Annotated in this window: 15 protein-coding genes; 9 read left to right on the top strand and 6 right to left on the bottom strand. The window is 72.5% G+C overall.

Annotated elements, in window-relative coordinates:
- Positions 1–227 precede the first annotated feature (227 nt).
- Positions 228–1,466 carry a cation:proton antiporter gene (locus tag AC3CHW_RS24570; protein ID WP_488467929.1) on the top strand — a complete coding sequence of 413 codons (1,239 nt, stop codon included), beginning with the start codon at positions 228–230 and terminating at the stop codon, positions 1,464–1,466.
- Positions 1,467–1,588: 122 nt separating this feature from the next.
- On the opposite strand, the gene AC3CHW_RS24565 is transcribed toward AC3CHW_RS24570, so the two are convergent.
- The 3 genes from AC3CHW_RS24565 to AC3CHW_RS24555 all read right to left on the bottom strand — a co-directional run bounded on the left by AC3CHW_RS24565 (position 1,589) and on the right by AC3CHW_RS24555 (position 4,491).
- Complete coding sequence (locus AC3CHW_RS24565; protein ID WP_176161610.1) at positions 1,589–2,728, bottom strand: PP2C family protein-serine/threonine phosphatase; 1,140 nt, start codon at positions 2,726–2,728, stop codon at positions 1,589–1,591.
- Positions 2,729–2,980: 252 nt separating this feature from the next.
- Positions 2,981–3,826 (bottom strand): Fpg/Nei family DNA glycosylase, encoded by an 846-nt coding sequence (locus tag AC3CHW_RS24560; protein WP_488467928.1) that lies wholly within the window; start codon positions 3,824–3,826, stop codon positions 2,981–2,983.
- A 179-nt stretch (positions 3,827–4,005) separates the two neighbouring features.
- Positions 4,006–4,491, bottom strand: a complete 486-nt coding sequence (locus AC3CHW_RS24555) for a ribose-5-phosphate isomerase (RefSeq protein ID WP_398607256.1) — start codon at positions 4,489–4,491, stop codon at positions 4,006–4,008.
- Between the two features lie 157 nt (positions 4,492–4,648).
- Between AC3CHW_RS24555 and AC3CHW_RS24550 the strand changes: the two genes are divergently transcribed.
- A complete protein-coding gene (locus AC3CHW_RS24550) occupies positions 4,649–6,148 on the top strand; it encodes an amino acid permease (protein ID WP_398607257.1) in 1,500 nt (499 codons plus the stop codon).
- Positions 6,149–6,270: 122 nt separating this feature from the next.
- On the opposite strand, the gene AC3CHW_RS24545 is transcribed toward AC3CHW_RS24550, so the two are convergent.
- Positions 6,271–6,870 carry a biotin transporter BioY gene (locus tag AC3CHW_RS24545; RefSeq protein WP_488467927.1) on the bottom strand — a complete coding sequence of 200 codons (600 nt, stop codon included), beginning with the start codon at positions 6,868–6,870 and terminating at the stop codon, positions 6,271–6,273.
- Positions 6,871–7,162: 292 nt separating this feature from the next.
- Between AC3CHW_RS24545 and AC3CHW_RS24540 the strand changes: the two genes are divergently transcribed.
- From AC3CHW_RS24540 to AC3CHW_RS24520, 5 genes are all read left to right on the top strand, one after another.
- A complete protein-coding gene (locus AC3CHW_RS24540) occupies positions 7,163–8,569 on the top strand; it encodes an amino acid permease (protein WP_488467926.1) in 1,407 nt (468 codons plus the stop codon).
- A 141-nt stretch (positions 8,570–8,710) separates the two neighbouring features.
- The gene (locus AC3CHW_RS24535) at positions 8,711–10,282 is read left to right on the top strand and encodes an amino acid permease (protein WP_398607259.1); all 1,572 of its coding nucleotides are present in this window, start codon (positions 8,711–8,713) and stop codon (positions 10,280–10,282) included.
- A 254-nt stretch (positions 10,283–10,536) separates the two neighbouring features.
- Positions 10,537–11,178: a superoxide dismutase gene (locus AC3CHW_RS24530; RefSeq protein WP_176161617.1), complete on the top strand. Its 642-nt coding sequence runs from the start codon at positions 10,537–10,539 to the stop codon at positions 11,176–11,178.
- A gap of 330 nt (positions 11,179–11,508) precedes the next feature.
- Positions 11,509–14,097 (top strand): aminopeptidase N, encoded by a 2,589-nt coding sequence (pepN, locus tag AC3CHW_RS24525; RefSeq protein WP_488467925.1) that lies wholly within the window; start codon positions 11,509–11,511, stop codon positions 14,095–14,097.
- Positions 14,098–14,474: 377 nt separating this feature from the next.
- Positions 14,475–15,491: a hypothetical protein gene (locus tag AC3CHW_RS24520; protein ID WP_488467924.1), complete on the top strand. Its 1,017-nt coding sequence runs from the start codon at positions 14,475–14,477 to the stop codon at positions 15,489–15,491.
- Here the strand turns inward: AC3CHW_RS24520 and AC3CHW_RS24515 are convergent.
- Positions 15,475–16,782, bottom strand: coding sequence for a serine hydrolase domain-containing protein (locus AC3CHW_RS24515; protein ID WP_488471157.1), 1,308 nt, complete (start codon positions 16,780–16,782; stop codon positions 15,475–15,477). The genes AC3CHW_RS24520 and AC3CHW_RS24515 overlap by 17 nt on opposite strands.
- Before the next feature lie 216 nt (positions 16,783–16,998).
- Positions 16,999–18,774, bottom strand: coding sequence for a TIGR03767 family metallophosphoesterase (locus AC3CHW_RS24510; protein ID WP_488467923.1), 1,776 nt, complete (start codon positions 18,772–18,774; stop codon positions 16,999–17,001).
- A gap of 534 nt (positions 18,775–19,308) precedes the next feature.
- On the opposite strand from AC3CHW_RS24510, the gene AC3CHW_RS24505 reads away from it, so the two are divergent.
- Complete coding sequence (locus AC3CHW_RS24505; protein WP_176161622.1) at positions 19,309–19,581, top strand: DUF1876 domain-containing protein; 273 nt, start codon at positions 19,309–19,311, stop codon at positions 19,579–19,581.
- 831 nt (positions 19,582–20,412) lie between these two features.
- Positions 20,413–23,742: a S8 family serine peptidase gene (locus AC3CHW_RS24500; RefSeq protein ID WP_488467922.1), complete on the top strand. Its 3,330-nt coding sequence runs from the start codon at positions 20,413–20,415 to the stop codon at positions 23,740–23,742.
- Positions 23,743–23,862 lie beyond the last annotated feature (120 nt).

Genomic DNA, 23,862 nt, shown 5'->3' with positions numbered 1-23,862 from the left:
TGGTGGGGAAAACCCGATGGCCGGTGCGGGTGCTGGGCTCCCGGATGGCTTCCGTCCACGGCGCGCGCCTGCCGGGCGCGCGTTGCGGAGGGGAGCCTTCCGGGTCGGCCCGGGCGTCGAAAAGTCGTTTGGTAAACTAATTACATACGATTTCTTGACTCCCCCTTGACCTCACCGTCGGGCCGACCTCTGGAGGAGCCATCGGACACGCGGACACCCTCATCGCCATGGGCGGGGCGTTTCTCGCCGCCGCCGTGCTCGCCCGCCTGGGCGCGCGGATCGGGCTGCCCACCATTCCCCTGTTCATCCTGGCCGGCATCCTGCTCGGGCCGAACACGCCGGGCTTCGTCCTGGTCGACGACCCGCACGAGCTGGAGATGCTCTCCGCGCTCGGCCTGGTACTGCTGCTGTTCTACCTCGGTCTTGAGTTCCACATGGACGACCTCAAGACCGGCGGGCGCAAGATGGCGCTCGCGGGCGGCTCGTACCTCGCCCTCAACGTGGGCGCCGGCCTCGCCTTCGGCTTCCTGGTGGGCTGGGGCACGTCCGAGGCGCTGGTCCTGGCCGGGGTGCTCGGCATCTCCTCGTCGGCGATCGTCACCAAGGTGCTGGTGGACCTCGGGCGGATCGGCAACCCGGAGACCAAACCCATCCTCGGCATCATCGTCGTCGAGGACATCTTCCTGGCCCTGTACCTGGCGGCCCTCCAGCCGGTGATCTCCGGCGCGGACAGCATGTCGGCCGCGGCGGGCGACGCCGGCAAGGCGTTCGGCTTCCTGCTGCTGCTCGCGGCGATCGCCCGCTGGGGCATCGGCGTCATCGACAAGCTGATCTCCACCCGCGACAACGAGTTGCTGGTGATCTCCTTCCTGGGCGCGGCCGTCTTCGTGGCGGGTGTCTCCGAGTGGTTCGGGGTGGCGGACGCGATCGGCGCGTTCATGGTCGGCCTCATGCTGGGCAGCACCACCTCCGGCAACCGCATCCGGAAGCTGGTGCACCCGCTGCGGGACGCGTTCGGCGCGATCTTCTTCTTCGCCTTCGGCCTGTCCATCGACCCCGGCGACCTGCCGACGGTGCTGGTCCCGGTGCTGATCGCGGTGACGCTGACGATCGTGATGAACGTGTTCGCCGGCCTTGTGGCCGCCCGCCTCTACGACTTCGGCGCCGGCCCCGCGGCCAACATCGCCACCGCGCTGCTGGCCCGCGGCGAGTTCGCGCTGATCCTGGCCACCATGGCGGCGGGCGCGGGGCTCGACGAGCGGCTGTCCCCGTTCATCGCCGGCTACGTCCTGATCCTCGCGGTGCTCAGCCCACTGGCGGCCGGCAGCTCCCACTGGCTGGCCCGCTTCCTCCCGGGCGGCCGAGACGCGGAGCAGCCCAGGCAGGCCGCGCTCCAGGGCAACGGGGCCGGCGGCTCGGGCGGTGCCGGCGGCACCGGCGGGGACAAGGGCACCGACCCCGGCTGAACGGCGCCGGCCGAACCGGCACGAGGGGCCGGGCGCGTACCGCACGCGCCCGGCCCTTCGTCGTTCACCGGACCCTCGCCGCTCACCGGCGCCTCGCCGCTCACCGGCGCCTCGTGGCTCGGCTACTCGCGGCAGATCAGCAGCAGCGCCCGGTCGTCGTTGACGTCCTTGGCCACCGACTCGATCAGGTGCCAGGCCGCGCCCTGGAAGCCGCTGGCCACGTAGCGGTCCGCCTCGCCGGTCAGCCGGTCGATGCCGTCGGCGATGTCCCGTTCGGAGGTCTCCACCAGGCCGTCGGTGAACAGCATGAGCACGTCGCCCGGACGCAGGTTGCCCTTGATCGGGTCGAACGTCGCCCCGTCGTACACGCCGAGCAACGGGCCCTCGGCCGCCATCTCGTCCCAGCGTCCGGAGCCCGCGTTCAGTTGCAGCGCGGGCGGATGGCCGGCCGAGTACAACTCGTAGTCCCCGCTGTCCAGGTCGAGCACCAGGTGGATGGAGGTGGCGAAGCCCTCGTCCCAGTCCTGCCGCAGCAGGTAGCCGTTGGCGGCGGGCAGGAAGCCGTGCGGCGGCAACGAGCCGAGCAGCCCGCCGAACGCGCCGGACAACAGCAGCGCCCGCGACGCCGCGTCCATGCCCTTGCCGGAGACGTCGGTGAGCACCACTTCGAGGCTGCGCCCGCCGTTCGTGCGGGCCGCGACGACGAAGTCGCCCGAGAAGGACTGGCCGCCGGCCGGTCGCAGCGACATCTCGCGGTGCCAACCGCGTGGCAGCGTCGGCAGCTTGCTCTGCACCCGGATGCGTTCGCGCAGGTCGAAGAGCATGGTCCCGCCGCCGCGCCAGGGCACCCCGACCCGGCTGCGGAACTGGGCGATCACCAGCCCGAAGAAGCCCACCGCCGCGACGACCAGGATGGTGCCGGGGGTCACCCGGTCCTCGCCGCCGACGTACGGCTCAAGGACCGCGGCCTCGATGATCAGCGCGGTGGCCGAGGCCGCGTACAGCGCGAGCAGGCTGGCCGGGCGCAGCAGCAGTCCGCCGGCGACGATCGGCAGGACCAGTACGGAGGGGTCACACCAGTCGGGTTGGGCGATGGTGCTGGCCGCGATGGCCGGCACGGCCGCGAGCAGGACGGCCAGGGCCAGCCAGTCGGAGCCGTCGCCGCGGAAGTAGTCCACACCGGCCTTGCGCACGCTGGTGCGCGCCCGGTGTAGCGCCTTGCGCATCCGGGCCGTCGCGGACTCCACACCTCCGGTCTTCATCGCATCGGGACCTTATCCACCCTCCACCATGCTCCGCACGTTTCTCCGACTCCGACGCTGAATCCGACGCTTCGCATGGTCGCCCCCGGCGCGGCCACGGAAGGCGCGCCTCGGGCCGCTGGCCGAGAAGGGAATCCTAAGCGAAATGCGATCGCCTGTGCGGGTACGTCGCGAAGATCACCAACGGGCCCGCGGGATCGCGCGCCCGCGCGCGGGCGGCGCCCGAGTCGAGTAGCACCCGGGCACCAGGAGCTAGCGGGGTTGGCACCCCGGGCACCAGAAGAGGTTGCGGGCGGCGAGTTCGGCGGTGCGGATCTCGCCGCCACAGATGTGGCAGGACTGCCTGGCCCTGCGGTACACGTACACCTCTCCCCCGTGGTCGTCCACGCGCGGCGGACGCCCCATGGCCTCGGGGAGGTGTTCGGGTCGCACCGTGTCGATGCGGTTGTTCCGGACGCCTTCGCGCATGAGGTGGACCAAGTCGGCCCAGACGGCGTCCCATTGCGCCCGCGTCAGATCGCGGCCGGCGCGGTACGGGTCGATGCCGTGCCGGAAGAGCACCTCGGCCCGGTAGACGTTGCCCACCCCGGCGATGACCTTCTGGTCCATCAGCAGCGCGGCGACCGTGGACCGGCTGCGGGAGATCCGCCGCCAGGCGACCTCGCCGTCCCCGCTCGGGTCCGCCGCCACCGGCCGGTCGGCCGGCCCGCGCGCCCGCAGCGGGTCGGGGCCGAGGCGCTCGTGTATGGCCTGCTTCTCCGCGTCGGTGATCAGCGCGCAGGTGGTCGGCCCCCGCAGGTCCGCGTACGCGTCGGGGTTGGCCAGGCGCAGCCGCACGGTGTCGGTGGGCGGCGGCGCGGGGGCCGGGCCGAAGGTGAGCTTGCCGAAGAGGCCGAGGTGGATGTGGACCCAGCCGGCGGCGGCGAAGCCGAGGAAGAGGTGCTTGCCGTGCGCGTCGGCGGCGGTCAGCGGCTGGCCGTCGACGAGCGCGGCACCGTCGGCGAACTTGCCCTGCGGGCTGCTCGCCCGCACCGGTCGGTCGGCGAAGCGCTCCCGGTAGTCCGCCGCGAGGCGGTGGATCGTATGCCCCTCAGGCACGGCTGGGTTCCTCCGGCTGCCGCGGGCCGGTGGCGGCGCTTCGCCGCCCGGCCCGGGCCGCGCTTGGTCGGGGGCCGGGTGCGGGGCCCCACGGATCGGGATGGGTGGGCGCCCCGCGGCCGGCCGGGCGGGGCGGTGCGTCGCCGGGCCGGGCGCGGGGCGCTACGACCCGCCGCGCGTCAGGGCTGCGGGTGGTGGGCCGGGATGGCGGGCAGGGTGCCGGTCAGCTCGTACGACGAGAGCATGTCGATGCGGCGAGTGTGCCGCTCCTCGCCCGAGTACGGCGTGTCCAGGAAGGCCGCGACGAAGCTGGTGGCCTCGTCCAGGGTGTGCATCCGGGCGCCGACGCTGAGCACGTTGGCGTTGTTGTGCTCGCGGCCGAGGCGGGCGGTCTCCTCGCTCCAGGCCAGCGCGGCGCGCGCGCCCTTGACCTTGTTCGCGGCGATCTGCTCGCCGTTGCCGGAGCCGCCGATCACGATGCCGAGGCTGCCCTCGTCGGCGACGGCGCGCTCGGCGGCGCGCAGGCAGAACGGCGGGTAGTCGTCCTGGGCGTCGTAGATGTGCGGGCCGCAGTCGACGGGCTCGTGGCCGCCCGCGGTGAGCCACTCCACGAGGTGGTTCTTGAGTTCATAGCCGGCATGGTCGGAGCCGAGGTACACGCGCATGTGCTGAGTGTGGCACGAGCGGTGACGGGTAGGCGCGGACGGGTCCTGAACACCGAATTTCCGTGCGCAACGATTTGGAATCGCTTCTTCCGCTCGGCTTCACCCTGAGTTTGAATGCCGGAGCCGCACAGCGCACCACCAAAGCTAAGGATCGTGCATGAGTACGCAGCCGCCCCCCGTCAGGGTCGACGGGGCCAAGGACGCACCCGGGGCACCCGGTGACGCGTCCGGCGATGGCCTCAAGGCCGGCCTGAAGAACCGCCATCTGTCGATGATCGCCATTGGCGGCGTGATCGGCGCCGGCCTGTTCGTGGGCTCCGGCGCCGGCATCGCCAAGGCCGGCCCCGGCATCCTCGTCTCCTACGCCATCGCCGGCCTGCTGGTCGTCCTCGTGATGCGGATGCTCGGCGAGATGGCGGCGGCCGACCCGACCTCGGGGTCGTTCTCGGCCTACGCGGACCGGGCGCTCGGGCGCTGGGCCGGGTTCACGATCGGCTGGCTGTACTGGTTCTTCTGGGTCGTGGTGCTCGCCGTGGAGGCGACCGCGGCGGCGGCGATCCTCACCGAGTGGGTGTCCCCGATCCCGCAGTGGGCTTGGGCGCTGCTCGTGATGGTCGTGCTGACCGCGACGAACCTGGCCTCGGTCGGCTCGTACGGCGAGTTCGAGTTCTGGTTCGCCGGGATCAAGGTCGTGGCGATCGCCGCGTTCATCGTCATCGCCGGGCTCGCGGTCTTCGGCGTGCTGCCGGACACCGAGGCGGTGGGCACCTCGCACCTGACCGGTGACGGCGGCTTCCTGCCCAACGGCCCCGGCACCATCCTCTCGGGCATGCTCCTGGTCGTCTTCTCCTTCATGGGCAGCGAGATCGTCACGCTGGCCGCGGGCGAGTCCGCGGAGCCGGCGAAGATGGTCAGCCGGGCGACCAACAGCGTGATCTGGCGGATCGGCATCTTCTACCTGGGCTCGATCCTGCTCGTGGTGATGCTGCTGCCGTGGAACTCGCAGGCCCTCCTTGACGACGGCCCCTACGTCGCCGCGCTGAACGAGATCGGCATCGCCCACGCCGGGACGATCATGGACGTGATCGTGGTGACGGCCGTGCTGTCCTGTCTGAACTCGGGCCTGTACACGGCCTCCCGGATGGCCTTCTCGCTCGGCCAGCGCGGTGACGCGCCCGCGTCGTTCGCACGGGTGAACAAGCGGGGCGTGCCGGCCGCAGCGATCTGGTCCTCGGTGGCCTTCGGCTTCGTCGCCGTGATCTTCAACTACACCTCGCCGGACACGGTCTTCGAGTTCCTGCTGAACTCCTCCGGCGCGGTGGCCCTGTTCGTGTGGATGGTGATCTGCTTCTCGCAGTTGCGGATGCGCCCGATCATCGAGCGCGAGATGCCCGAGCGGCACACGGTGCGGATGTGGCTCTACCCGTACCTGACGTACGCCACGATCGCGCTGATCATCTTCATCCTCGGCTACATGCTCTACGACGACGAGGGCCGCGAGATGATGGTGCTCTCGCTCGTGGTGGGCGCGTTGGTGCTGGTCACCAGCCTGGTCCTGGACCGCAGGCGGGGACGCGTCGCGCTCGCGGCGGCGGCCGGGCCGGCCGACGCGCCGGAGGCGGCCAAGGCCCCCGAGGTGCCCGAGCAGCGCGCCTGACCGGGCCGGGCCGCCCGGCGGCGGCCCTCTGACACGCCAGCGCCCCACCCGCCCGACTGGGCTGGTGGGGCGCTGGCGTGTGGTCCGGGCCCGGCCCCGAGGGGGCGGGCCCGGCGCGGAGGTCAGGAGCGGCGGTCCAGGAGTCGCCAGGCGGTGGGGAGCAGGCCCATGGCCAGGGCCACCTTGAGCGCGTCGCCGAGCAGGAACGGGGTGAGGCCGGCGGCGACCGCGTCGGTCAGCGACATGTTCGTGGCCAGCGCCAGGTAGGGCACGCCGATCGCGTAGATGATCGCGGAGCCGACGGCCATGGTGCCCACCGTGCGGACCATGCCACGGTCGCCGCCGCGCCGGGCCAGCGCGCCGACCGCGGTGGCCGCGAGCATCATGCCGATGACGTAGCCGAAGGAGGGGGCGGCGGCGCCCGACTCGCCCTCCGCGAACCACGGCATGCCGGCCATCCCGACCAGGGCGTACACCAGCAGCGAGAGCAGGCCGCGGCCCGCGCCGAGGGACGCGCCGACGAGCAGCGCGGCGAAGGTCTGGCCGGTGACCGGCACCGGCGAGCCCGGCACGGGGACGGCTATCTGCGCGGCGACGCCGGTCAGCGCGGCGCCGCCGACGACCAGGGTGGCGTCCCGGACGCGGGCGCGGCCGTCGGACGAGGCGTGCAGCAGGTCGGCCAGGACCGAGCCGGGCCGGGCGGCGGTGGAAACAGTGCTCAACGTTTCTCCCCGAGAAGAGTCAGGACGGTGCGGATGGCCGAAGCGGCGCGGCCACAGCGACGTTAACCCAGCCCATACCACCCGCCCACCGTGTACCCGGTACAAAGCCGCGGGCCGACTCCTGGCGGATACGACACTCGGCCCGTGGTCCCGCGGCACGCTGCGCGTTCGCCGTTTCGGCTGGTCGCGTGATGCTCATCACGAAGCGGCGGGCGGCGGATGGATCGTTTTGCGGTTCCTCGCATGCGACGGCGAGACTGTGGGCTCCCACCAATACGAGAGTACGAGCGCGATGCACGACACACCCACGTCCGGCGCGGCCGGTACGGAAGAACCGCTGGCCGGTGGGCTCAAGCAGCGCCACATGACGATGCTCGGGCTCGGCGGGGTGATCGGCGCGGGCCTGTTCGTCGGCTCGGGCGCGGGCATCGCGGTGGCGGGGCCGGGCATCGTGCTCTCCTACCTGCTCGCGGGCGCCCTCGCCATGCTGGTGATGCGGATGCTGGGCGAGATGTCGGCGGCGATGCCCGCCTCGGGCGCCTTCTCGGTGCACGCCGAGCGCGCCCTCGGCCGCTGGGCCGGCTTCTCGGTGGGGTGGCTGTACTGGTTCCTGCTGGTCGTCGTGTTGGCGGTGGAGGCGACGGGGGCGGCGGGCATCGCGCACGGCTGGGTGCCGGAGGTGCCGCAGTGGGCGTGGGTGCTGCTGTTCATGGTGGTCTTCACGGCCGCCAACCTGGCGGCGGTGCGCAACTTCGGGGAGTTCGAGTTCTGGTTCGCCGCCCTCAAGGTGGGCGCGATCGTGCTGTTCCTGGTGCTCGGGCTGCTGGCCATCCTCGGGGTGCTGCCGGACACCGACGCGGTGGGCCTGACCAACCTGACCGGGCAGGGCGGCTTCCTGCCGGAGGGGTGGGGCGGCGTGATCTCCGGGGTGCTCGCGGTGGTCTTCGCCTTCGGCGGCCTCGAGGTGGTGACGATCGCGGCGGCCGAGTCGGACGACCCGGCGCGCGCGGTGGGCCGGGCGGTGCGCAGCGCGGTGTGGCGCATCGTCTTCTTCTACATCGGCTCGATGCTGGTCATCGTGACCGTGCTGCCGTGGACGGACATGGCCCCGGGAAAGAGCCCGTACGTGGCGGTGCTCGACCACATCGGCGTGCCGGCGGCCGGGCAGATCATGAACATCGTGGTGTTCGTGGCGCTGCTGTCGGCGCTCAACGCCAACCTCTACGGCTCCTCGCGGATGATCTTCTCCCTCGCGGAGCGCGGCGAGGCGCCACGGGCGCTGCTGCGGGTGGGGTCCGGCGGCGTGCCGCGGCGGGCGGTGTTCGCGTCGGTGGCCTTCGGTTTCGTCTCGGTGCTGCTCAACCTGAAGTGGCCGGATTCCATCTTCCAGTACCTGCTGAACGCCGTCGGCGCGGTGCTGCTCTTCGTCTGGGCCCTGATCGCCGCGTCGCAGCTTCGGCTGCGCTCGCGGATGGACCCGGCCGCGGTGGCCGCGCTGCCGCTGCGCATGTGGGCCTTCCCGTGGCTGACGTGGGCGGCTCTGGTCGCGATGGCCGGCGTCCTGGTGCTCATGCTGACCGACGACGGCGCCCGCCCGCAGTTGCTGTGGTCGGCCGGCGCGACCGCCGCCGTGCTGGCCGTCGCGGGGGTACGAGAAGTGGTCAAGCGGCGCGAAGCGGCCGAAGTGCCGCCAACCTGACGATCGGTCGGGCACGGAACGTAACGATGCCGTCTGCATATCGGACAGGGCTGTCCGAACTGTTGTCCTGAGCGGACACCGGCCCCACACTGGCAGCTTCATGCGCACGTCAGGGCTCTCACGGACTGGACCTTTATCACCATGAAGCGGACCCCCGCGTTCCCCGCATCGGAGCGCGAGCCAACCAAAGAGGTAACGGACGGCAACGAAGCCGCCGCGACCGACAGTGTCAATCTTGGCCACGGTCTCAAGCAGCGACATCTGTCGATGATCGCGCTGGGTGGCGTCATCGGTGCGGGCCTGTTCGTGGGCTCCGGCGCCGGCATCCGCGCGGCGGGGCCGGCCATCGTCCTGGCGTACGCCGCCTCGGGCCTGCTGGTGATGCTGGTCATGCGGATGCTGGGCGAGATGGCCGCGGCCAATCCGGCGTCCGGCTCGTTCTCGGTGCACGCCGAGCGCTCGCTCGGCCCCTGGGCCGGGTTCACCGCCGGCTGGATGTTCTGGATGCTGCTGTGCGTGGCGGTGGCCGCGGAGGCCATCGGCGCCGCCGACATCATGGTGGGCTGGTTCCCGGACACCGAGTCCTGGATGTGGGTCGCCCTGTTCATGGTGGTGTTCACCGGCACCAACCTGGCGGCGGTGAGCAACTTCGGCGAGTTCGAGTTCTGGTTCGCCGCCCTCAAGGTCGCCGCGATCGCCGCCTTCCTGATCCTCGGCGTCCTGGCCATCATGGGCGCGCTGCCCGGCACCGACGCGCCGGGCACCGACAACCTCACCGGCGACGGCGGCTTCCTGCCCAACGGCGTGGACGGCCTGGTCGTCGGCTTGCTGGCCTCGGTGTTCGCCTTCGGTGGCCTGGAGACGGTCACCATCGCCGCCGCCGAGTCCGAGCACCCCCGCAAGGGCGTCGCCAAGGCCGTGCGCACCGCGATGTGGCGGATCGGCCTCTTCTACGTCGGCTCGATGCTGGTCATCGTCACGCTCATCCCGTGGGACGACATGGCGGTGGTCAACGACGGCCCGTACGTGGCGGTGCTGAACCACATCGACATCCCGGCGGCCGGCGACACGATGAACGTCATCGTGCTGATCGCGCTGCTCTCGGCGATGAACGCCAACATCTACGGCGCCTCGCGCATGGCGTTCTCGCTGGTCGCGCGCGACCAGGGGCCGCGCTTCCTGAAGACGGTCAGCAACCGGGTGCCGCGCCGCGCGGTGGTCGCCTCGGCCGCGTTCGGCTTCCTGGCGGTGCTGTTCAACTACTGGTGGCCCGAGACGATCTTCAAGTGGCTGCTGAACATGGTCGGCGCGGCCGTGCTCGTGGTGTGGGGCTTCATCGCCGCGGCCCAACTGCGCATGCGGCGCCAGTTGGAGCGCGAGGCGCCGGACAAGCTCATCGTGCGCATGTGGCTCTTCCCGTACCTGACCTGGGTGGCGCTGGTCGGCACGGTCGGCGTGCTGCTGCTGATGCTCCGCGAGGACGACACCCGGACGCAGCTCTTCTTCACCGCCGGGCTCGCGGTGGTCTTCGCCATCATCGGCTACGTCCGGCAGCGCGCGGCGGGCCAGGCCGGGGGCGTGAACGCCGCCGCCGTGGTGGCCGCCGCCAAGGCCGACCACGACGACCCCGTCAGCACCACTGGCGCCCCCGGCACTCCTGACCGCTCCGGTGACGGCACCGGCGAGGCGCCCAAGGACGCGCCGAACAGCTAGCGCGGCACTCTTTCGACTGATCCACCCCGGCGCCGTCCCGGCCCGCTCGCAGCGGGCCCGGACGGCGCCGGCGCGTTGTGCGGCCCCGCCTGACGAGGTGGCGGCGTACGCCGGAGGCGGGACGGCCCCTCAGACCGGGGGACCATCCCGCCTCCGTCTTTTGGACCAGGTCAACGCCGGTCCGTGGCGTGAAATGGTCTTGCTGGTAGCGTGCACCTGCAAGTTAATTGCAATAAGCAGTCGGAGGGCTCGGCATGGCCATCTACACACTTCCTGAACTTCCGTACGACTACTCGGCGCTGGCACCGGTGATCAGCCCCGAGATCATCGAACTGCACCACGACAAGCACCACGCCGCCTACGTCAAGGGCGCCAACGACACCGTGGAGCAGCTCGCGGAGGCGCGGGACAAGGACCAGTGGGGCGCGATCAACGGCCTGGAGAAGAATCTGGCCTTCCACTTGTCCGGGCACATCCTGCACAGCATCTACTGGCACAACATGACCGGTGAGGGCGGCGGCGAGCCGCTGGACAAGGACGGCGTGGGCGACCTGGCCGACGCCATCACCGAGTCCTTCGGCTCCTTCGCGAAGTTCAAGGCCCACCTGACCAAGGCGGCGGCCACCACCCAGGGTTCGGGCTGGGGCGTGCTGGCGTACGAGCCGGTCAGCGGCCGGCTCGTGGTCGAGCAGGTCTACGACCACCAGGGCAACGTCGGCCAGGGCTCGGTGCCCATCCTGGTCTTCGACGCCTGGGAGCACGCCTTCTACCTGCAGTACAAGAACCAGAAGGTGGACTTCATCGAGGCGATGTGGCAGGTCGTCAACTGGCAGGACGTGGCCAAGCGCTACCGCTCCGCCACCGAGCGGGCCGGCAACCTGCTGCTCGCCCCCTGAACCGCGGCCGAGGCGGAAGCGCGGGCGGCACGCCGCCGGCTGACGCGCGCCGGCCGCCCCCGACCTCCTGCTGACGTGATCGTCTTCTCACCCTTCACGTAGGCGGGCGGAAAAAGGCAGGGCCCCCACGCGATCGACGCGCGTGGGGGCCCTGTCGTGCCCGACCCTCCCACACGTCCCACGGGTCCCGCCGCACCCGTCCACGGGACCGCCGTGGCGCGCCCCCCGCGCGTCACCAGCTTCCATTCCCTCCCTTTATCACCTCTGTGCATCACGCATGAAATGATTCCTGCTGACCTACACATGAGACGAAGACGAGGGAGTCCCGTCGTGCCCGGTGAGAACCTGACCCGTGAAGAGGCCCGTACCCGGGCCGACCTGCTCACCGTGGACGCGTATGACATCGCGCTCGACGTGCGCAGCGCCGTCGGCGCCCAGGAGGGCGACGGGCCGCGCACCTTCCGTTCGGTCACCACCATCCGGTTCCGCTGCGCCACCGAGGGCGCCGAATCGTTCGCGGACCTGCTCGCCCCCTCGATCACCTCCCTCACCCTGAACGGGCGCGCGCTGGACGTGGCCGAGGTCTACGACGGCTCCCGGATCGCGCTGACCGGCCTGGCCGCCGAGAACACGCTGACCGTGGACGCGCGCTGCGCGTACAGCAAGACCGGGCAGGGCCTGCACCGCTTCGTGGACCCCGAGGACGGCGAGGTCTACCTCTACACGCACTTCGAGCCGGCCGACTCGCGCCGGGTCTTCGCCAACTTCGAGCAGCCGGACCTGAAGGCACCCTTCACCTTCGCGGTGACCGCGCCCGAGGGGTGGACGGTGCTCAGCAACGGCGACCGGGACGGCGAGAGCACGCCGGCCGAAGGGGGCGGCACGCACACCCGCTTCGTACCGACCAAGCCGATCTCCACGTACATCACCGCCGTCGTCGCCGGCCCGTACCACTACGAGCGCGACCACTACAGCCGCGTCCTGCCCGACGGCAGCACGCTGGAGATCCCGCTGGGCGCGCTCTGCCGCAAGGGCCTGGCCCGGCACTTCGACGCGGACGACATCTTCACCGTCACCAAGCAGGGGCTCGACTTCTTCCACGAGCGGTTCGACTTCCCGTACCCGTTCGGCAAGTACGACCAGGCGTTCGTGCCCGAGTACAACATCGGCGCGATGGAGAACCCGGGCTGTGTCACCTTCCGCGAGGAGTACATCTTCCGCGGCAGGGTCACCCAGGCGTCGTACGAGGCCCGCAGCAACACCCTGCTGCACGAGATGGCCCACATGTGGTTCGGCGACCTGGTCACCATGGAGTGGTGGGACGACCTGTGGCTCAAGGAGTCCTTCGCCGACTTCATGGGCGCCTACGCGCTGGTCGGCGCCACCCGCTTCACCGACGGCTGGATCACCTTCGCCAACCGCCGCAAGAGCTGGGCCTACCGGGCCGACCAGCTCTCCTCCACGCACCCGGTCACCGCCGACATCCGGGACCTGGAGGACGCCAAGCTCAACTTCGACGGCATCACGTACGCCAAGGGCGCCTCGGTGCTCAAGCAACTGGTCGCCTACGTGGGCGAGGAGGCGTTCCTCGAAGGCGCCCGCCGCTACTTCAAGCGCCACGCCTACGGCAACACCACCCTGGGCGACCTGCTCTCGGTGCTGCACGAGACCTCGGGCCGGGACATGGCCGCCTGGTCCGCGGCCTGGCTCCAGACCACCGGCGTCAACGCGCTCACCCCGCAGGCCACCTACGACGCCCACGGCACGATCACCGAGCTGGCCGTGGTCCAGGAGGCCGCCGACGCGCACCCGACGCTGCGCCCGCACCGCGTGGCCGTCGGCCTCTACCGGCGCGCGGACGGCGCCCTGACCCGGTACGCGCGGGCCGAGGTGGACGTGGCGGGCCCGCGCACCGTCGTCAGCGAGCTGGCCGGCCTGGAGCGACCCGACCTGATCCTGGTCAACGACGAGGACCTGACGTACTGCAAGATCCGCTTCGACGAGGGTTCGCTCGCCACCCTGCGCGGGCACCTCGGCGAGCTGACCGACCCCATGGCGCGCGCCCTGTGCTGGTCCGCGCTGTGGAACCTGACCCGGGACGCGCTCATGCCGGCCCGCGACTTCCTCGCCCTGGTCGAGTCGTTCGCCGGCACCGAGACCGACATCGGCGTGTTGCAGATGGTGCAGTCGTGGGCCGGCTCGGCGCTGGCCCACTACACGGCCCCCGCCTCGCGCGAGACCGCCGGGCAGGCGCTGGCCCAGGGCGCGCTGCGCGAGCTGCGGCAGGCGGAGCCGGGCAGCGGTCACCAACTGGCCTGGGCCCGCTTCTTCGCCGGCGCCGCCTCCGCCGAGGCCGACCTCCAACTCCTGGACGGCCTGCTCGCCGGCAACGCGAAGATCGACGGCCTGGACGTGGACCAGGAGCTGCGCTGGACGTTCCTGGCCCAGCTCGCCGCGCACGGCGCCGCCGACGCGGAGCGCATCGACGCCGAGCTGGCCCGCGACGACACCGCGTCCGGCAAGCGGCACCAGGTGCGCTGCCTGACCGCGCGCCCGTCGGCCGAGGTCAAGGCCGCGGCGTGGACGTCGGTCGTGGAGCGCGACGAGCTGTCCAACGCGCTGGTGGAGGCCACCATCGCGGGCTTCGGGCAGTCGCACCAGCGCGCGCTGCTCGCCCCGTTCGCGCCCCGGTACCTGGCGGCCCTGGAACGGGTGTGGCAGGAGCGGTCCATCGAGATCGGCATGTCCATCGTGACGGGCCTGTTCCCGATGCAGCAGGGCGACCAGGCCACGCTGGACGCCGTCGAGGGCTGGCTGACCGAGCACCCGGACGCCGCCCCGGCCCTGCGCCGGCTGGTCGCCGAGGGCCGCGACGACCTGGCGCGCGCGGTGCGCGCCCAGTCCTGCGACGCCGCCTGAGCGCGGCGCGCGTGACGGGGGCGGAGCGGGTGGCGCGGGTGCCGTAGCCGCGCGCGGCGCGCCGCCGCTGGTCGGCCGGGGCCGGTCGGGGATCTTTCCCCGGCCGGCCCTGCGGCGTGTGGTGGAGGGTCGCCGTGGCGGGTCGTCGCCGTGGCGGATGCTCGCCTATGGCGGGCGGCGGGTGGCGGGCGCGGCCTGCGGCGGCTGGCGGGCCGGCGGGGCGGGGCGGACGGGGTTCGTACGGTGTCCCCCGCCATGGCCGTCCGAATATGTCAGCGATGCTCGAACTTTTGCGCTTTGGTGCAGTGTTGTACCAATTCTCCGTCAGTTCTGTCACGGCGCTGACCCGCCGCCGTGGGCGCGGGAACCTGCGGGGCATGACTGCTGACTTCACCGCCCCGCGCGACGCCGCCTCGCCTCGCCCCCTCGGCCACCTGTCCGCCACCCAGCGCCGCGTCCTGACGGAGCGCCAGTTGCGGGAGCACGGGGTGCCGCCGGCCCTGGTCGCCGAGCGCGGCCGGGCCGGTGGCCCCTGGCAGCAACTCCTGCCGGGCGTCTACCTGTTGCATCCGGGCCGACCCAGCGGCGAGGAGCGGGCGGAGGCCGCGCTGCTGTACGCGGCGCCACCGGGCGCGGGGCCTGGGCCGCGCCCGCCGGCCGTGGTGACCGGGGCTGCGGCGCTCGCGCTGCACGGGTTCACCACGCTGCCGCCGCTGGCCGGCCTCGACCGCATCGACGTCCTGGTGGACCACGCGTGGCGACCGCGCTCGACGGCCTTCGTCCACCTGCTGCGCACGGCCGCGCTCCCCCGCCCGCAGCACGTCGCCGGCCTGCCGGTGGCCCCGGTGCCGCGCGCGCTCGCGGACCTCGTCGGCAGCCTGCGCAGCGCCGACGAGGTGCGCGCGGTGCTGGTGGAGGCGGTGCGCGGCAAGCACTGCGAGGCGGGCGCCCTGGTACGGGAGTTGGCCCTGGCCCGCCTGCTGGACCAGCCGCAGGTGGCGGGCGCGATCGAGGGCCTGATGGCGGAGGGCCGCACGGTCGCCGAGGGGCTGCTCTACCGGATGGTGCGCGAGTACCGGCTACCGGAGCCGCTGTGGAACGTGGGGCTGTGCCTGCCCGGCGGCGCGTACCTGGCCGGCGTCGACGCCTACTGGCCGCGGCAGGCCGTGGCCGTTGAGCTGGTGGCGCGCGAGCCGCAGGCGGACGGGCGCGCCCCCTGGCCACGCGACGCACACCGCCGCGAGCACTTGGCGGGCCTTGGCATCACGGCCATCCAGGTCACCGCGCGGCGGTTGCGGGGCGGCCTGGAGCGGCAGGCCGCGATCGTACGGACCGCGCTGATGGCGTCCGTCGACCGCGAGCCCGCCGCCTCCGTCGTCATCCTGCCGCGTTGACCCGCGGTGCCAGGCTGCCGTGCCGGCCCTGCTCGACGGTGCGTACGGGGAGCTCGCTCCCCTTCGGGGTGGCCCCGTGCGCGGCGTCGGCGCGGGTGGCGCCTTCGGTCGCGGCGTCGGTGGCGGCGGTGTCGGTGTCGGTGTCGGTGGTGCCGCAGAACTCCGCGTCGACCACGGCCATGCCCTGGCCCGTCCAGTCGGCGTTGAGGTTCAGCGCGATCTGGTGGCGGGCGTCCTCGCTGGAGAAGGCGTACGAGGACGAGCCGGGGATGCCGCCGTCGTGGCCCCAGACCGTGGTGTCGCAGGACAGGCGCAGCTCGGCCACGCCGAGCCCGTATCGCAGCGGCACGTCGTCGCCGATCGGCACCGTGGTCTTCATCTCGGCCAGCGCGGCGCGGGGCAGCAGCCTGCCCTGGAGGAGGGCGGCGTAGAAGCGGTTGAGGTCGGCGGAGGTGGAGATGGCCTCGCCGGCCGCCCAGCCCCAGGAGGGGTTGAGCAGGGTGGTGTCGTGGATCTTGCCATGCGGGTCGTCGGGGAACTTGCTGTAGCCGCGCCCGTGCGGCCCCGGGATGCCCGCCCTGGTGCCGGGCAGGGTGGTGGAGCGCAGCCCAAGCGGCTTGATGATGCGCTGCCTGACCTGCGTGGCGTACGGGGTGCCGGTCACCTTCTCGATGATCAGGCCGGCCAGCATGTAGTTGGTGTTGGAGTAGCTCCAGCCGGTCCCGGGCTCGAAGTCGGGCTGGTGGCGCATGGCGATGGCGATGGCCTCGCGCGGCGTGAGCGTGTCGTAGCGGTGCTTGAGGAAGCCCACGCCCAGGTAGGTCTTGCCGAAGTCCGCGTCGGCGGTGTAGTTGAAGATCCCGCTGGTGTGGTTGAGGAGTTGGCGGACCGTGATCGCGCGGCCGTCGTGGCCGTTGCCGCGCACGACGCCCGGCAGGTAGGTGTCGACGGACGCGTCCAGGTCGACCTTCCCCTCGGCCTGCAACTGGAGCAGCACGGTCGCCGTGAACGTCTTGGTGATGCTGGCGATCCGGTACCGGTCGTGCTCGCCGCGCGGCTTGCCCGTCCGCAGGTTCGCCACGCCCGCGTCGCCGTTCCACACCCCGCGCTCGTCGCGTGCCTGCGCCAGCGCCCCGGGCACACCGGCCTCGTCGACCTGCGCCTCAAGGGCGGCCCGCGTCGCCGCGTGCCCGGTGTCCCGCGCCGCGTCGCCGCGGCTGCCGTCGGTCGCGCCCGCGACGGGCGCCGTCAGCACGGCGGCCCCCAGCGCGGCGACCGCGGTCGCTCCCACCACGACGGTCCGTATCGCCCGTGCCCGCATCCGCGATCACCCTCTTCTCCGCGCGTCACCGCGCGTCGCCCTACTCGTGTTCTCGCTGTCGTGAGGACATGACGTCGGGCGAGCTGGGCGGGTTGATCAACTGGGCGGCGCCGTGCGCCGGATCACACGGCCCGCGCGCCCCCGCCGGGGCGCCACCGGCTCGCCCGCCCCGGCGCGGTGCTTCACCTACCGCTTGCGCAGCAGCAGTTCGGTGTTGCGGTCGTGCGGGTCGCCGGCGAGCGCGGTGCTGCGGCCCGGGGCGTTGAAGGACAGCTCGCGGTAGAGGGCGGCCAGGCCGGTCTGGGAGAGGTCGGTGTGGTCGGCGCGGTACGGGGCGGCGGACTCGATGAGGGTGGTGAACAGCGACAGGGTGCCGTCCCGGTTGTCCACCAGCTCGATGACGCGGGCCAGTTGGGGGAAGTCGACGTGGGACGCGGTGGTGATCTCCCAGAACGTCTTGCGCGGGGTGATCTCGTTCTTGTGGCTGTGCCCGTTGATCCAGGCGACCACCTGCGGGTGGCGCTGGAAGAGGGCCACCAGCTCCGCGCCGCTGTGCCGGGCCTCCTTCGGCCGGGCCGGGTCGCGGTTCATGTTCTTCATGCTGCGGCTGTAGTGGTGGCTGAAGACGATGACGTGCTCGTCGCGGTGCGCCTTCAGGGTCCGCTCCAGCCAGCGCAGTTGGGCGGTGCCGACGGAGCCGGTGTAGTGGCCGCCCGGGTCGGTGGAGTCCAGGCTGACGCCGATGACGTCGGCGGAGATGCGGAACGTGTAGTAGAGGGTGCCCGCCTCCAGGTTGGCGCGGGTGTAGCCGTGGCCGATCGGGCCGGCGCCGGCGTACCGCGGGTCGAGGTGGGCGGCCAGGTACTCGCGGGGCGTGAAGGGCGCGCGCCGCTCGTCGGGGGTGACGGTGCGCAGCCCCTTCGCGTGCGTGCGCAGCAGTTCCCGCATCCGCTTGCCGGTGGGGTCGGCGCCCGCCTTCTCGGCCTCGGCGAGCTTCTTCGCGTCGGCGGCGGGGATGAGTTGGATCTTGCGTCGCCCGGTGGCGAAGTCGGCGAGGAAGCTGCCGCCGAAGGCGTAGGAGCCGCCGTTGAGGTCGTCGTGGTTGCCGATGGTGGAGTACCAGGGCATGCGCAGCCCGGGGCTGTTGACGTCGCGCAGCGCGGCCCGCAGGAAGCCGTCGACGCGGGGGAAGCCGAGCTTCTTGTCGGCGTCGCGCAGCGCGCTGTCCGGGTGCCAGAACTCGCGCAGCCCGCTGTCCTGGACGCCCTCGTAGCGGCGCGGGTCACCGGTGTTGGGGGTGATCCGGCCGCCGCTCATGGCGGTCAGGAACCAGTCCAGCTCGACCTTCGCGTTGTTGTCGGTGTTGTCGCCGGTGGTCATCGCGAAGGACAGCGGGGCGCCGGTCGCCGGGCCGTACCGCAGCGCGTTGACCCGCTCGACGAGCGAGACGGCGCCGACGACGGTCAGCGCCTCGTGCGGGCGCCAGGCGCTGACCCGGCCCGAGCGCAGGAACTCGTACCGCAGCGGGTGCTGCACGTCGGTCAGGTGCAGGTCGGTGAGTTGGACGAAGGAGGCGAGCGTGGTGCGCCGGCCGGCGCGTCCGGCCTTGGCGGCGGCCAACTCGCCGCGCACCGTGCGGGCCCAGCCGGGTCCGTCGCCCAGCCGCCGGTAGGCGCCGGTGCCGCGCGGGGTGGCGACGCTGTGCAGCGTGGTGCCCGCGGCCGAGGGTCGCGCCGGGGCGGCGGGCGCGGGGGCGGCGCGGCGCTCGACGCCCGGCACGGGCGGCGCCGGGGACGGGGAGGCGGTGGCGGACCCGGAGTGCGGCCCGAAGGCGAGGCCGAGCCCGACGGCGGCGCCGGTGCCCCCGGCCGCGGTCAGCAGGGTGCGGCGGTTGACCGCGGCGACCGCCGAGGTGGCGGCGCCGGCGGCGGAGCGGATACGGGACCGGGCGATACGGGACATGCGCGCTCTCCCCGATTCGATGCGCGGAAGCGGTGCGGACGTGCGGTGCGGTGCGTGCGGTGCGGACCTGCGGTGCGGACGTACGGGCGACGGGCTGGCCGGTGTGGGGACCGGTCACCGCCGTCACGTTGGATCGTTGGCAGCGGGGGTGGCCTGTGCGTGAACGCGACGGCAACGCGCGACGCCCATCTCCGCACGTGGATCACCCCTCCCGGCGCCGGCCACGGACCGCTCGCCCACGGGAGTTGTGCCGGTCACCGCCCGTTCACCGGACCGGGGAACGGGCCGGGGTCACGGGCGGGCGAGGCGGGCGAGGCGGGCGACGGCTGGTCCGCCGGGCGACGGGGCGAAGGCTCCGGGCGGGGCGGCGGCCGGTGACGGGCGTGGCGGAAGCCGGCGGCGGCCGGCGGACCCGGGCGCGGGTGGCGCAGGGGCGTCCGGCGGGGTTCGCGGCCCCGCGTGCGGGGGTCCGGGAGCGGTGCCAGCATGGGGAGATAGGGGGTAAAGCGACGTGCTGTGTGTGAGGAGCCTCCCGTGACTGGCACGAAGAAGTGGACCACCGAGATCACCATCACCGAGGTCGGCCGCGAGGTGACCGCGGAGGCCAGGCTGCGCGGGGAGAACAGCGGTTCGCTGGTGGGCTACGGCAGCGCCATCTGCAAGGTGACCGATGCCAACGTCCCCGCGATCGGCGACGAACTGGCCGCCGCCCGGGCCTTCTCCGACCTCAGCCACCAGTTGCTCCACAACGCCGCGGAGGACATCGAGGCGCATACCCGCCAGCCGGTGGACCACCTCCGGGTGTGACGGCCAACCCACGCCGACGCCCGGCGCGCCGGAGGCGGGCAGACGCCCGCGACCTACGGGCGCCCGGTGAGCGCGGCTGCCGCTGAATGACCGCGGGTTGCCGCCGTGCGACCGGAGACTGGGGCCGAGCGACCGAGCGTTGACCTCAAGTGACCGCGAGTCGACGCCCGCCGACCGCCCGACGATCGGCCGGCGATGGTCAGCGATCGGCCGGCGATCGGTCAGTGATCGCCCGCCGCACGGCGACTCCCGGGCCCGGTGAGCGCGCCGAGCGCGGCTGCCGCGCGAGGCGTACGTACATGAGCACCGCACGTACGCCGGGACGCGTACGCCCCCAAGGAGCGGGCGACGACCAGTAGGCGCCGGGGCGCCACCCTCCACCACGCGACGGGCCGCCGACGCACGCGCGACCGGCCGAGCACTGAGGCGCTCACGCCGCCCCGCACCCGCCCCGCGGCCCACGCGCCCACCCGCCGCCCAACGGGCCCCGCCCCCGCGACCCCGCGCTCCCCGCCCTCCCGACAGGGCCGGGGAGCGCGCCCCCGTTCCCCGCCCGCGCGCCAACCGAGCGCCCCCACGGGCCCCGCCCCACGCCCGCACGCTCGGCCGCACCCGTAACCCACAACCCGCACCCCGCACCCCGCACCCCGCACCCCGCAACCACATCGGCGCCCGCGTCCGCTTCGTGGCATTGCGTACGCTTCGCCGCTCATTGCGCGTTGGCGGGAATATGCCAATCGGCATCTCTGGCTCGGGCAGCACTCCCCAAACAACGCGTCCTTACACAAGGGTGAACGGTCTATTGGCTCCGTATTCCGAACAAGGATGCCCATGTCCCGATCACCTGAAGACATATCCCGACGCAAAAGACGCACGGCCCGGGTCGTGCTCGCCGCGGGTCTGGTGGCGGCGCTGTCCGCGACCGGTGTGGCGCCCGTCCTCGCGGACGAGCCCACCCCCGGCGGCGCCCCGCCCGCCTCCGCCAAGCCGGCCAAGCCCGCGGGGGACAAGCTCGGCGCGGCCGACGCCAAGCTGCTCGCCGAGGCCAAGGCCGAGGGCGACAAGACGATCACGATGATGGTGGCGGCCCAGCCCGGCTCGACCGACCGTGTCGCCGACACGCTGGACGCCGCCCAGGGCGCGTCCGTCGGCCGCACCTACGACAAGCTCGGCTACGTCCGCGCCACCGTGCCGATCGCCCGGGCCGACCAGGCCATCGGGGCGGCCAAGCGGATGGCCGACGTGCACGGCATCGACCTCAAGCACGAGATCAGGCTCCCGGACCCGACGCCCGGCGCGGACGCGGTGCGCGGCGGCGCGTCCGCGAAGTCCGGTTCGTACCCGGCGCCGGGCCGGAACACGCCGGCCAGGAACCCGTACCAGCCGGCGCACGAGACGGGCGCCGTGGACTTCGTGCAGCAGAACCCGCGGGCCGACGGCCGTGGCGTGACGATCGGCGTGATCGACTCCGGCGTGGACCTCGCGCACCCCGCGCTGCAGAAGACCACCACCGGTGAGCGCAAGATCGTGGACTGGGTGACGGCGACCGACCCGATCACCGACAACGACGGCACCTGGCGCCCGATGACCACCAACGTCTCGGGCCCCTCCTTCTCCTACCAGGGCCGCACCTACACCGCCCCGGCGGGCGCGTACCAGGTCAGCCGCTTCCAGGAGAAGATCACCGACGGTGGCCCGGACGGCAGCGACTACCACGGCGACGTCAACCGCGACGGTGACACGACCGACTCCTGGGCGCTGCTCTACGACGCGGCGAAGGGCACCGTCCGCGTCGACCTGAACGACAACGGCGACTTCACCGACGACACGCCGATGAAGCCCTACCGGGACGGGTTCCAGGTCGGCTACTTCGGCACGGACGACCCGAAGACGCCGGTCGCCGAGCGCTCCCCGTTCGTCGTGGAGATCCGCAAGGACGTGCCGCTCGACCCGCTGGGCGGCTCCAATGTCGGCAAGAAGGCCGACTTCGTCAACGTGGGCATCATCGAGTCCGAGCACGGCACGCACGTGGCGGGCATCACGGCGGCCAACAAGCTCTTCGGCGGGAAGATGAACGGCGCCGCCCCCGGCGCCAAGATCGTCTCCTCGCGGGCGTGCAGTTGGAGCGGCGGCTGCACCAACGTGGCGCTGACCGAGGGCATGATCGACCTCGTCACCCAGCGCGGCGTGGACATCGTCAACATGTCGATCGGCGGCCTGCCGCCGCTGAACGACGGCAACAACGCGCGCTCGGAGCTGTACACCCGGCTCATCGACACCTACGGCGTGCAGCTCGTCATCTCCGCGGGCAACAGCGGCCCCGGCGCCAACACCATCGGCGACCCGTCGCTGGCCAACAAGGTGATCAGCGTGGGCGCCGGCGTCTCGAAGGAGACCTGGGCCGCCAACTACGGCTCGCAGGTCAAGCGGAAGTACAACCTCTTCCCCTTCTCCTCGCGCGGCCCGCGTGAGGACGGCGGCTTCACACCGACCCTGGTCGCCCCGGGCGCGTCGATCAACACCACGCAGACCTGGATACCCGGTTCGCCGGTCAAGGAGGCCGGATACGAACTGCCGGTCGGCTACAGCATGCTGCAGGGCACCTCGATGGCCTCCCCGCAGGCGGCCGGCGCGTCCGCGCTGCTGCTCTCGGCGGCCAGGCAGCGGGGCATCGAGCTGACCCCGGCCACCCTGCGCACCGCGCTGACCAGCACCGCGCACAAGATCCCCGGCGTGCAGGCGTACGAGCAGGGCGCCGGCCGGATGGACATCGTGGACGCCTGGAAGTCGATCCGGCGGGGCGCGCACGGGCACGCGTACACGGTCAAGGCGCCGGTGAAGACCGCGCTGTCGGACTACCTGAAGACCCCGGGCTTCGGCACCGGCGTCTACGACCGTGAGGGCGGCCTGAAGGCCGGCCAGTCCAGGACGTACGACGTGACCATCACCCGCACCACGGGCCCGGACCGCGCCGTGCGGCACACCCTGAAGTGGCGGAACAACAGCGGCGCGTTCCGCCTCGCGGGCAGCGGCACGGTGTCGCTGCCGCTGAACAAGCCGGTCACCGTCAAGGTGGTGGCCAGGCCCGGCGCGGCCGGCGTGCACAGCGCCATCCTGGAGGTCAACGACCGTCGCACCGAGGGCGTCGACCACCAGATCCTGAACACCGTCGTGGTGGCGAAGCCGCTGGCGGGCCCGTCGTACGCGGTCAAGGAGTCGGGCTCGGTCCAGCGCAACGCGCCGACCTCGTACTTCGTGAACGTGCCCAAGGGCGCCAAGACCCTTGAGGTGGCGCTCGGCGGGCTGCGCGACAAGAGCCAGACCCGGTTCGTCGCGATCAACCCGTACGGCGTGCCGGTCGACCCGACCTCGTCGATCGCCTGCTACCCGAACTACGACAACCCGGCCAACACCTGCCGGCCCGACCGCCGCGCCTACCCGAACCCGATCCCGGGCGTGTGGGAGATCGAGGTCGAGTCGCGGCGCACCTCGCCGGTCCTGGACAACCCGTACCAGCTCACCGTGAACGCGCTGGGCAGCACCTTCTCGCCCGAGACGCAGACCCTCGCGGAGGCGAAGGTCGGCCAGGCCACTCCGGTGGAGTGGAAGGTCAGCAACGGGTTCGGCCCGATCGACGGCAAGCTCCAGGGCGGCCCGCTGGGCTCCGCCCGCACCGAGCGGCCCACGATCAAGCAGGGCGAGACGCGGACCAGCCAGGTCACGGTCGCCGAGGGCGCCTCGCGCCTGGACGTCGCGATCGGCGGCGCGGCCGACGGCAAGGCCGACCTCGACCTGGCCGTGGTCTTCAACGGCCAGGTGGTGGGCGAGTCCACGTCGTCCGGCTCGGACGAGAAGGTGTCGCTGCGCTCCCCCAAGGCCGGCGTCTACACCATCGAGGTGGCCGGCTACGCGGTGCCCGCCGGCAGCACCGCCTACGACTACCGGGACCTGTTCTTCGCCCCGTCGCTCGGCGAGCTGAAGGCCGACGGCGGCAAGCGGATCACGCTCGCCAACGGGCAGTCGACGCAGGTCACGGCCGATGTCGTGGTCGCGGGCCCGGCTCCGGAGGGTCGCACGTTCTTCGGTGAGCTGTCGCTGGTCAACCAGGCCGGCACCAGCACCGGCGGCGGCAGCGTGCAGATCGCCAAGGTCATTCCGTAGCACGCGGTAGTACGCGGTAGTACGCGGCCGGCCCCCGGACCGTCGCCCGACAGGCGGCGGCCCGGCGGGGCCGGCCCCACACCCGGCGGGGCGAGCCGACGCCATCGGCTCGCCCCGCCG

Source organism: Streptomyces sp. MGP-BFMKR1 (assembly GCF_057766585.1).
This window is presented reverse-complemented; position numbering and strand designations above follow the sequence as displayed.